The 11,502-nt window shown below is 41.0% G+C and carries 7 protein-coding genes; 4 read left to right on the top strand and 3 right to left on the bottom strand.

What is annotated here, in order from left to right; genetic code table 11:
* Nucleotides 1–988 (top strand): COG4280 domain-containing protein (locus VB740_RS33465; RefSeq protein ID WP_323204126.1); only part of this gene is annotated, 988 nt, incomplete at its 5' end.
* Nucleotides 989–1,120: 132 nt separating this feature from the next.
* Entirely contained in the window at nt 1,121–4,129 is a 3,009-nt protein-coding gene (locus VB740_RS33460) for a bifunctional YncE family protein/alkaline phosphatase family protein (protein ID WP_323204125.1), read from the top strand.
* 232 nt (nt 4,130–4,361) lie between these two features.
* Here VB740_RS33460 and VB740_RS33455 read toward each other — a convergent pair whose 3' ends face one another.
* From VB740_RS33455 to VB740_RS33445, 3 genes are all read right to left on the bottom strand, one after another.
* Nucleotides 4,362–4,886, bottom strand: a complete 525-nt coding sequence (locus tag VB740_RS33455) for a PEP-CTERM sorting domain-containing protein (RefSeq protein ID WP_323204124.1) — start codon at nt 4,884–4,886, stop codon at nt 4,362–4,364.
* Between the two features lie 469 nt (nt 4,887–5,355).
* Nucleotides 5,356–7,476 (bottom strand): ATP-binding protein, encoded by a 2,121-nt coding sequence (locus VB740_RS33450; protein WP_323204123.1) that lies wholly within the window; start codon nt 7,474–7,476, stop codon nt 5,356–5,358.
* A 108-nt stretch (nt 7,477–7,584) separates the two neighbouring features.
* Nucleotides 7,585–9,408: a DUF4157 domain-containing protein gene (locus tag VB740_RS33445; RefSeq protein WP_323204122.1), complete on the bottom strand. Its 1,824-nt coding sequence runs from the start codon at nt 9,406–9,408 to the stop codon at nt 7,585–7,587.
* Between the two features lie 722 nt (nt 9,409–10,130).
* On the opposite strand from VB740_RS33445, the gene VB740_RS33440 reads away from it, so the two are divergent.
* Together VB740_RS33440 and VB740_RS33435 are read left to right on the top strand one after the other, a co-directional pair.
* On the top strand, nt 10,131–10,715 hold the full coding sequence (locus VB740_RS33440; protein WP_323204121.1) for a DUF4255 domain-containing protein: 585 nt from the start codon (nt 10,131–10,133) through the stop codon (nt 10,713–10,715).
* A 14-nt stretch (nt 10,716–10,729) separates the two neighbouring features.
* Nucleotides 10,730–11,368 (top strand): carboxypeptidase regulatory-like domain-containing protein, encoded by a 639-nt coding sequence (locus tag VB740_RS33435; protein WP_323204120.1) that lies wholly within the window; start codon nt 10,730–10,732, stop codon nt 11,366–11,368.
* Nucleotides 11,369–11,502 lie beyond the last annotated feature (134 nt).

Raw genomic sequence — 11,502 nt, 5'->3', positions numbered from 1 at the left:
GGGGAGGCAGGGGAGGCAGGGGGAGCAGGGGAGCAGGGGAGGCAGGGGGGCAGGGGAGGCAGGGGGAGATGAGGGAAATTTCAGCTTTCGAGGTTCGTTTAAAGGCTCAACTGCCGAGTTGAAAGGCTCAACTTCCGAGTTTAAAGGCTCAACTGCCGAGTTTAGAGGTGGTATATATAGCAAAAACAGCCAACTTAAAGTTGTTCAACAATCATCAGTCAACAGTCAACAATCAACAAAAAATATTATGAATTGGGAAATTGTTCTTGCTAGTTTTGCAAGCTCTTTAATTGAATTAGTCGAAATTCTCGGTATAGTCATCGTTGTCGGTAGGTTGGCAGGTTGGCGTAATGCCTTGGTAGGTTCGGGTGCTGGTATTGGCTTGACTTTACTGCTATCTCTGGTGTTAGGAAAAAGTTTGACGCTGATCCCTGTAGATATTCTCAGGATTGTGGCGGGAGTTTTACTACTACTTTTTGGGCAAAAGTGGACGCGTTCTATAGTTAGGTATTATGCCGGTCTTCCCAAAAAGCGTAAAGGTGGCGGGGAAGATAGCCTGGAAGAGCAACTAGCAAAAGATGAGAATCAATCTGGTTGGAACTGGTTTGCTGTTGTCACCACCTTTAAAGGTGCGTTGTTGGATAGTGTAGAAGTAGCGATCGCAGTTGTAACTTTGGGTGCTGCCGAAGGTGAATGGCTAGAAGCAATTAGCGGCGCTGGTTTTGCGGCATTTGGTTTAGTTGTGTTTGCCTTCTTATTTAGAGCGCCACTCCAGCAAGTACCTGTCAAACCGATGAAATTTGTGGCGGCAATGCTGCTGATGGGATTTGGTGTTTATTGGCTGGGTGCAGGATTGGGTACGGAATGGCCTGGTGGCCACTGGGCAATTATTTGGTTGCCTTTAACTTGGGGTGTGGGTATGGCGATCGCCTCGGCAATTTGGCGCTGGCAAGTTAGTTTACAAAAACCAGAAGAAGCGATCGGTTAAGTGAACACTAAATTTTTAATATTTCGTCAATAGCAATTATTCTCAAAGTAACCTCACCTTAGCCTGCTCTTAACTAGTAAATAGGAATATTGGCTGCGTAACCAAATACATTTTGATGTGTGAGAACAGCAAATGTTCAATTTCAAGCGTAAGCGATATCTCCTACTTAGCCTGCTGGTTGCAGTGGTGATCGTAGTAAGCAGTATACAAATAGTTACAGCCCAACTTGCTACTAGCCGTGTTGGTGATCTACCTAAAGGTGGAGCATTGCTACCCACAGGTCAGGTGATTACACCCGCAGCTGCCCCAGGTTCTACTTTTGCGCCTCTCGCTACTGGTTTGCGTCCCGATAATAATGCTGATGCGGCTGAAGCTGTCACAACCACTCTCAGCCCCGATGGTAAAACTCTCCTGGTACTAACCAGTGGCTATAACCAGAACTTCAAAGATCAAAATACTGGTGCTGATCTCACCTATCCTGTTTTAGACCCATTAACTGGTAAACCCAGTGGTACAACAACCCGTAAAGCCGAATGGGTGTTTGTCTTTGATGTCAGCAGTGGAAAGTTAGTTAAACGCCAACAAATTAATATTCCCAATACCTACAATGGTTTGGCGTGGGCAAAAGATGGCTCACGCTTTTATGTATCCGGTGGTATTGACGATCGCGTTTATGTTTATGCCTCTAATGGTAATAAATACGTAACCGATGCACCGTTTATTCTCTTAGGTCACAACTCTAACCAAACTGCCCCCTTCCCAGCCTACGATGGTGGCCTGTTGAAAGGTACACCCGCTAGTGCTGCCGCTACAGGTGCAGTTGTCGCAGGTCTGGATGTCAGCCAAGATGGCAATACATTGGTAGCTGCTAATTTTGAGAATGACTCCATCTCAGTTGTTGATGCTGCTAACCGTCAGGTACTCAAAGAAATAAAGTTTTTTAGACCAGGCGATAAGATAGCAACTGGGGAATTTCCCTTTGATGTTGCCCTCAAGAGTACAAATAATGGTGTAGGCGACAAAGTTTTCGTAAGTAGTCAGCGCGATAACGAAGTAGTAGCTGTTACTATTGCTTCTAGGAAAATTACCCGCATCCCTGTAGGTAGTCAACCCAACAAGATCCTACTTTCTGCTGACCAAAATAAACTATATGTAGCTAACGGTAATAGTGACTCAATTTCAGTCATCGATACCAATAGCGATCGCGTTGTTCAGACTATATCTCTGTCTCGACCCAACGATAGATACAAAGGAGCAAATCCAACCTCTGTGGCTCTCAGCCCAGACCAACGTACACTTTACGCTACCTTAGGTGGTGAAAATGCTGTTGCTGTTGTGGATTTGGGTTCTGGTCGGTTAAGTGGACGCATTCCCACTGGCTGGTATCCTAATTCTGTTAGTGTCAGCAAAGATGGTAAAAAGCTGTTTGTTGTCAACGCCAAGAGCAATTCTGGCCCCAACCCTTCCCAAAGCCGCACCACACCCGCAGGACTTGCTCGCAACACTACCTTTAGAAATGAGTACAACTGGGCTTTAGAAAAAGCTGGCATTGCAGTTATTCCAGTTCCTCAAGGTGGAACTTTAGCTTCACTGTCACAGCAGGTAGATAGAAACAACGGTTTTGATAATCGCCGTCCCGACCGGACAATGAGGTTTTTGCAAGATAAGATTAAGCACGTTATTTATGTGCTGAAAGAAAACCGCACCTATGACCAAGTTCTGGGTGATTTACCTGTTGGTAATGGCGACCCTGCATTAACTTTATTCCCAGAACCCATTTCACCCAACCATCACAAGCTAGCTCTAGATTTTGTCACCTTTGATAACTTTTACGATTCTGGTGAATCTAGTGGTGTGGGTTGGAACTGGTCTACCTACGGACGAACTACTGATTACACAGAAAAAACCCAATCAGTACTCTACGGTAATGCTGGATTTAACGGTTTGACCTACGATTACGAAGGTGTTAATCGTAACATCAATGTTGCTTTACCACAAACCAACTCTAATGCTTCCCAATTCAATACACGGGTGACAGGAGTTTTAGATGGCTCCGGTAAATCTGCGATTCTACCTGGAAATCAGGATGTCAATGCTCCCGCAGGCGATGGTGAACTATCACCAAATGCTGTCGGTGGTTATCTTTGGGATGCCGCTTTGCGTGCTGGTAAGACTGTACGTAATTACGGTTTCTACGTTGATGGTAACTACAGCACTAGTCAAGCAGACCCCACAAAACCCGATCCCAGCAACCCACTTTACATTCCCATTTCCCCAACTCCTGCGGCTGATAACATCCCCCAAGCTGTAGCAGCAAAAACTGTACTGTTGGATAAAACCGACATTTATTTCCGGGGATATGACCAGAAAGAACCAGATATCTATCTCTACAACGAATTTGCCCGTGATATTGATAGCTATCTGGCGAGAAATACACTGCCTAACTTGACAATGGTACGTCTACCTCACGACCACTTTGGCGATTTTGCCAATGCTGTGGCTGGGGTGGATACTGTTCCACTGCAAATGGCTGATAACGATTATGCTGTCGGCTTGTTGGTAGAGAAAATCTCCAAGTCTCCGGTGTGGAAAGAGACTGCGATCGTTATTTTAGAAGATGATTGCCAAAACGGCCCTGACCACGTAGACAGTCATCGCTCGGTAGCTTACATCATTTCGCCTTACACTAAGCGAAAAACACTGATCAGCACTAACTACAATACTGTTAGCGTGATCCGAACAATGGAAGACTTATTGGGAATCGGTTATTTGGGTATGAATGATGCCAATGCCAAGCCGATGTCAGATGCTTTTACTAGAGATCCTGACTTTACACCTTACACCGCAGTTGTACCCGGTAATTTGTGTACAACTGCTGTAGATCCCAACCTTGTGCCAGCTTGCAAAGATCCTAATGTCCAAAAGACGGCTGCTGTACCATCCTTGCATAACCAACAATGGTGGGCGCAAGCAACCAAAGACTTCTACTTTGAAGTAGAAGATAAGCTTGATGCAGAGGAATTTAACCGTGTGGTTTGGGCTGGTATTAAAGGCGATAATGTGGCTTATCCCACAGAGCGCAGTCATGCTGACCTCCGTCAAAATCGCGCTCAACTACTCTCAAACCAAGCAAAATCCTAGTTAATATAAGCACTAAAATGCTTACTACAAACTTACTACCTTAATACTTAATTAGTATTAAGGTACTTGTTACAGAACCCCGGTTTTTGAAAAACCGGGGTTCTAAATTTGAGGTTTTGCATCTATTGATTTATTTTAAAATATTGTTATTATTGGCAAATAATAATGCTAAAAAAAAGTTCCATATTATTGGGAACTAGTTAGTGGAAATATTATAATTTCTTGTTAGATTTTATGCAGCTTTTTTAGCTGATTTAGCTTTTCGTGAAGTTAGCCAGGCAATGCTGCAAACAGTTAAAGTCCCAACTAAAGTTGCAGGTTCAGGAATAGGAGTATAGGAAACTGCATCATTGAAGGTTTGATTGCTAACTATAAAATCATATCCAGCAATTTCATAACTGCTTGCCGGCTCAGTTTTATTGTTAAATAAATAAGACAATCCAATAGATGAGTTACCTGCAACAGTTGGAAAAACAACAGGCCCTAATGTTGGATAATCAATATCATCCTCTTGAGTGTAAATAGTCTGGGGATCATTATTCAATGTGAAATTTAGTAATTGAACTGGCGCTGTAGGAATAGGGTCATTACTAAAAGTTGAGTTATCGAAGCTAAAAGAACCAGTGCCACTGAGTATAGAACTGTTCACAGTGAAATTATATTTCATTGTTGCAGCATGTGCGGTTTGTTGATTTACAGCAGTAAAACTCAGTGCAAAACTGGTGGCAACTAGTGTTAATTTGGAAACTAATTTCATATTAATTTACCTCAACATGTATTTTGGCAATCGGTCTATCTGATCAGCGAAGACTGCTAATTAACTTTTTAATACTTGCAGTCAGCTAAATTTACAATTATGAGGTTAAGTAGAATTTAATTGTAGGTAAAAAACACCTAAGATTTACATATTTGTCAATAAATTTAGTTTTTATAATCCTTTTTAATTACTCTAGGCAAAGTAAAATTCTGAAAAAATAGCTGGAATGTATAGTGTTTCCTAGTTTACTAAGGGACTTCCAAATAAAAAAATATACAACTATTTATTGTGGGGTGGGCGACACGATAGCCCATAGTCAAAGGCGGGCAAGATGCCCACCCCACAAGATTGGATAATTTATTTCTTGGAAGTCCCTAAGGTACAGTAGCAACAGTCAGTAAACCAGTTTTGCGTACAGATGTGCGCCTCTACGATAGGATATTTTGTAGCTGGAAGTCCCCTAGTGGAATTAACGCAAATCTACATATTGACCTAAATCCTTATCCCTGAGAACTTGTCCCATTTTCTGATACTCCCGACGCAGCGCTCTAATTAAATGTACCATCTCAATTACTCCCCCATCATCTGCTGCTAAAAAAGCTGCTGTCAGCGCAATATAACGAATATTAGCCCCCGTAATCTCAAAATTTTGTGCCAATAATTCTAAATCCAGATTGGGGCTACAAGGGGCATTTTTTGGGAAAATTCTTTGCCAAATTAGGTGACGATTCTTTGTATCTGGTAAGGTAAACTCGATAATAAATCGGAGTCGCCGCTCAAAAGCTACGTCTATATTGTTACGGAGATTTGTAGTTAGAATTGCAATACCTTCATACTCTTCCATTTTTTGTAACAGATAACCTACTTCGATATTTGCGTAGCGATCGCGGGCATCTTGCACTTCAGAACGTTTGCCAAACAAAGCATCGGCTTCATCGAAAAAAAGGATGGCATTAGAATTGGTTGCAGCAGTAAAAATTCGATTAAGGTTTTTCTCTGTTTCGCCGATATATTTACTAACTATTTGAGACAAATCAATTTTGTAAAGGTCTAGTTGCAGTTGATGGGCAATTACCTCTGCTGCCATAGTTTTACCTGTACCGGAAGAACCAGAAAACAGAACATTTAGACCTTTTCCTAAAGATAATTTATCTGCAAAGCCCCATTTTTTATGTACTAAATTTCGGTATTCTGCTTCTTTGCATATATCTTGTAGTTGTGTTATTTGGTTGGGGTGCAATACAATATCATCCCAAGTATATTTCGGTTCAATTTTACGGGCGAGGGTAACTAAATCATGACCTGATTGAGCGCGAGCTGCACTACATAAGTTTAAAAATGATGGTGGTGATTTTTCTTTAGTTGAGTCCATTTGTTGCCAACGGGCGGTATTATAGGCAGTGGCCACAGCATCGGCAATTTGGTCTGGAGTTAGAAGAAAGCGATCGCACAATATATCTAACTCTCGATCCTCAACATTTATCTGGGCTGCTTTGAGGTGAGTTTGCCAACATTCTCGGCGTTGAATAGGCTCAGGAACTGTAAAAGGAACTGTAATTAACCCGATTGCACCCGTCGCTGTAGGTATCCAATTTTGCACTCCTGAGAGGATGGTAATACCTATATTTTTCTCTAGTTCTCTGAGAAACGATTGGTAAAGAACTTGATGATCTTGAAGGTAGAGAATATCGAAGTTATCTAGATACAGCAAACGATTAAAGAACCAGGCTTCTCGCCATAAAAGTTGCAGTTTTTCCTCAAAGTTGGCTTTATCCTCTACCATCTTTGCTAAATCGGCAACTAACAAGGGAACTTCCAAAGCTTTAGCAAGAATTTGGGCGGTACGGCGTTTACCCGTGCGATTGCTCCCTTGAAAATAGAGCAGTAGGGGTTGCTGTTTCTGCCAGTCTTCTATCAACAACGCTTCTAGTGCTGTCTGTACATCTGCCTTGAGATATAAAGTATCAACATATATGATTGGTTCTAGTAATTGACAACAAGAAGTGAGCCGGGAATCTAACCCCGGTTGATGCAATAGCAACCTCACCACTTGGGAGTCAAGTATTAGACGATGAGAAAGAAGCGTAGATTGCTGCTGATGAGATTCTGGACAGAGATGGAGAAGACGGTGGTTAATTAGGGGTGAGTTAGTAGTAAAATGCTTACGTCTTGATAGCTTTTCAGGAACGCTAGAACAGAGCAAATTTAAGACCATATCTACTGTAGGTCTTTTGTTGCTCATATCATCTTGAAGATAAGCATAAACCTTTTCATAGTGACGATCTAATTCTGGTGCTAGGGAAATAGCTAGTATATCTAAGTCAAAATCAGATAAGCTAAAAGTGTTTTGCAACCATGCTAGGAGGGAATCTGATCGAATTTGAATTGATGTTAGTTCTGATGCTATCTTGGTTTTTTGCAACCATGAAACTTCTATTTCTCCCTCTGCTTTTTCCTGAGAGATAGCTTCTTTGATAAGCCAATCTAATCGCATTAGGAGAGGTTGCAAGCCATTTAAATCGGCAGTAATTTCTACTCCTTGGAGGATGGGTTTGGCAAATATCTGCACTCCTACTGTTGTTGACTTCACCAGATATTCCTTGGGTGATATATGACAATGGAGCAGAGTTTGTAGGCGATTGCGCTTGAGTCTAGCAATTGCTTATTGAAATCGATACATCGTATCAAGCTATACACTCTATCTATTGATCGAACGAACCAGATCATATACTATCAGAATTATTCTTTCCCAATCGTCAATAGGATATTTCTTCGGATCATCAAGAGTGGCTAAAGCCTCAGATAATTCAGCTTGGCTTAACTTTGGCCCTGCAAATAGTTGGCTTTTTTGCCTATCATATCGAGCCTGTCTCTTTCTATAGTTTGGATCAAGATACTGAAGCTCACGATTTTCAACTACCACTCCGGTTTCTTTAGAGCCTGTCCTGCCGATATTTTCTGGACCTAACTCCTGACTATACTGATTTTTCATAGCATTTAGAAGATCATCAGAACCAGCGAGATTGCCCTGCAAAAGGGTATCTAGCCAATCTCCACATTTGATACCTGTTCCAGAAAGTACATCTTGAGTTAACTCTCTTTCTGTGGCTTTTAAGATTTCAAAAATTATATCTGCCCTTACGAATTCTTTTGCTGTTTCGCTCTTGACAGTGCTGGGTAGTGTATCCCTTAATTTGCCGAGATCGCTTTTATAAAAATACTCTCCTATCGTGTTTTTAGCTAATCCTATACGACTATTATCTTTTCCAACAATTAAATAATTACATATCAACGTTAAATATCCTTGTAACTGTGCTATTTCAGAATCAGTTGCTACATTTGGTTGCCAATTCAATGCTCTTATCACTTGATCTGCTGCTGCCACACCTGCTTTTAAAAATTTATGATCATTAACATTAGAATTTTTCTTAGTAGTCTGCTCAAATAATTTTGGAATTTGAGAAATTTTTATACCATAAGTTGACTGAAAATAGCCGAGAGTACTTTGTAATTGACCTGCACCAGGCATATCTGACCCAATCCAATAATTGCCATAGGCTCCATTATCTAGTTGTACCTTCCCTGTATTACTTTCTGTCTTTAGACGTTTTATATAATTCACAATAGCACTCGCTTTAAGCTTCATATCTGACCTAGTAAGAGTTTGTTCATCCCAAGCCTTTGTTACAACTTCTATAATACTTGCATGGCTAGGGAAAAGGGGTGCTAATCCTGATTGTTGCTCTTCATATTGAGCTAATTTATCTAATTCCATATTGTGATCAACATGAAGATCAAAAATATTTGAAGGGGAGGCAAAATTCCCTCCTCCTGGCCCACTACTTGCATCTGTCCAATACTGTCTTGACGCGCCTCCAAGAGGAGGATTATATGTATCCTCATAGGTCAAAAAGATAGGAATTTCGATTTCAAAACCAAATTTTCTCTGGATTTTACTTTTGTCAATTGATGATATTTCTAAACTATTTGACTCATTATTTTTTTGATGTTTTTGACACCTGGTTTGATCTCCATTCTGCTGTACCACGTGGGTCAATTCATGGGCAATCAACTCTTGTCCGCCTTTACTCCCCGGCTGATATTCCCCCTGCCGAAAGAACACATCCTGCCCTGTTGTAAACGCCTTAGCCTGAATCGATTGATTCAACTGGTCAGCCTGAGCATCCGTATGCACCCTTACCCCACTAAAATCTGTTCCCATCGCTTGCCCCATTGACTGTTGCAGACTTCTATCTAAAGGCTGTCCACCACTCCTAGCACTATTAATAGAGTTTGCCAAATCTGTTGATGCTTCACCCCTAGCAATAGCTTCTCGGCGCTGCACCATCTCTGGTAACTGCTTTAGTTGCAATTCTTTTTTATCTGTTTGCTGACGTTGTAAAGTATTAGGTTGTATTTGCGCTGAATCTCCCTTTGGCATTGCATTCGTTTGTGGTGTGTTAATCTGCTGCACCACATCCTTGGCTACCTGATCAGCTTCTTGCTCATACTTATCTCCCACTTCCCCTATTGTCAGCTTCGCCTGTACTGGTACGCTACCTTGCCGAGAATCACCCCAAAGCTGCGCGGATATCCCCTGAAATTCAGGCACCCAAGGGCTTTGCTTCCCTGCCAAAATCTCTTGTGTTGACCTTGTACCGATCGCACTTTCTAACTCCTGTCTCTCATCCCCACTCACGCTATTTGGGTCTTCTTGCACTCTCTGCACAACTGAAGACAATGACCCATAGCTGGGGCTAGAGACAATTTCTTTACTTATTGGTGTTGACGGCAGCGAGGGTGGGACTTTTTGAAATATGTGTTTACGGTACATGGTTCATCTCCGGCATTCGGTTAGGGATTGCTATAAAAATAGTGCTGAGGCATACTTACGTATATATATGGGGTAAAAATTTCACGTAACTATTATGTATAGTATTCTAGAACTAAATTGTTACATCGTTATTGTAAATCACTGAGAAAAGCCAAACCCAATTTTTACCGCCGCAGCAAGATTCTGCAACGTTAAGTTCCCTATTTTAAATTTAATCAATCGATTTTAGCAGACTTTTTCTAAATTACAGTTTTTGCAAATATTACTAATAGTTACAATAATATTGACAATAACTAATGTATATTTTATTCATAAGGCTAGTAACTAGCTGTATTATTTTGAACTAGCAATTATTTTCTTTCATAAGCTTCCAAAATGAACAGTGTCATAAAACGAACATTGTTTAGATTATGTTAGATGGTCTAGACACTACCTTAGAATTGCTACTGAAGCGAGAACTTCCACCTGATGTTCCTTCAGGAGACACAGAGGTGTTTATCAGTTTTCAGACCCCTTATCAAGGAGCAATTAAACAAAAACCAGCGATTAATTTATTTCTTTATGATGTGCAGGAGAATCTAGAGTTACGCAGCAGTGCTTGGTCAGTGGAACGCCAAACTAATGGCAGAGCAATTAGAAAACGTCCCCCAGCTAGGGTAGATTGTTCATATCTAATTACTGCTTGGCCACAAAATGAAGAGGATGTCCAGACAGAACATCAACTTTTAGGAGCAGTGATGAAGGTGTTGCTGCGACATCGAAAACTCCCCGAAACCTTGATTGCAGATAACTTAGAAGGACAAGAATTTCCTTTAAGACTAATTAGTTTACGTCCCAGTAACTTACAAAGTTTTGGGGAATTTTGGCAAGCAATGGGTGGGAAAGAAGGAACTAGACCCAAGGTTGTCTTGCATTGTACAGTCACCATCTCCGTTCCTGTGGATGAAGCAGGAGAAGAAGCGGGACTGGTGGGAGTTCATCAACCAAACTCTTAGTTTCAGGAGTAGCGATGCTCGAACTATCTATAGTTAACCAACAAATAGCGATCGCAGGTAAAGTTTTGCAAGGAGAAACCCAAAAGAATATTTCTGGTGCAATAGTTGCAATTATTGATATGCCAGAAAAATTCCGAGCTATTTTATCTCTAAAAGCACTGCAATACGGTTCAAAATGGGAAAAAATGCCTGAGCGACCTGACCGCAAAATTACCAGCAATGATGGTTATTTTTACTTTACTAATTTGCCCTCTGGGGAATATCTTTTAGAAGCATCGTTACCTACTAGCCCAACTCGATACAACAAAGCCAGGAAAGAAGTTCAAGTATCTTTCCCTGTCAATGGCAAAATTCCCACGACGATGGCGGATATTGTGTTTTCACCGACGGGAATTAAAGGAAAAATTACTGATGCAAACGATCCCAAAAAGTTGATTATAAATGCCAAAGTACAAATCCAAGATAGTGGAGATAGTACCATTAGTGACCAACAAGGTAATTATCATTTAATCGGATTAGAATCGCCAAAATCTGGTGAGCGTAACATCACTATGATTGTCTCTGCAACAGGTTATCAACAAGTTTCCCATTCACTCAATATTCAGCGCGGGGAAGTAATTGCAGAGCAGAATTTTGCTCTAAAGCCCAAATAAATACTCAATTTTTTTAGGATAAGTAAATAGGCACAATAATCAACTATATGAGGAAAAATAAACTAAGCTAAAACTCTTATGCCTATTGCCTATTGCCTATTGCCTATTGCCTATTGCCTATTGCCTATTGCCTA

The organism is Nostoc sp. UHCC 0251 (assembly GCF_034932245.1).
Taxonomy (GTDB): Bacteria; Cyanobacteriota; Cyanobacteriia; order Cyanobacteriales; family Nostocaceae; genus Nostoc.
Note: the sequence above shows the minus strand (reverse complement) of the source record. Positions and strands in the feature narration are given on the sequence as shown.

Coding starts and splice junctions, on each gene's coding strand:
- VB740_RS33440 (WP_323204121.1), top strand. CDS start 10,131: ATGTTAGATGGTCTAGACACTACCTTAGAATTGCTACTGAAGCGAGAA.
- VB740_RS33460 (WP_323204125.1), top strand. CDS start 1,121: ATGTTCAATTTCAAGCGTAAGCGATATCTCCTACTTAGCCTGCTGGTT.
- VB740_RS33435 (WP_323204120.1), top strand. CDS start 10,730: ATGCTCGAACTATCTATAGTTAACCAACAAATAGCGATCGCAGGTAAA.
- VB740_RS33455 (WP_323204124.1), bottom strand. CDS start 4,886: ATGAAATTAGTTTCCAAATTAACACTAGTTGCCACCAGTTTTGCACTG.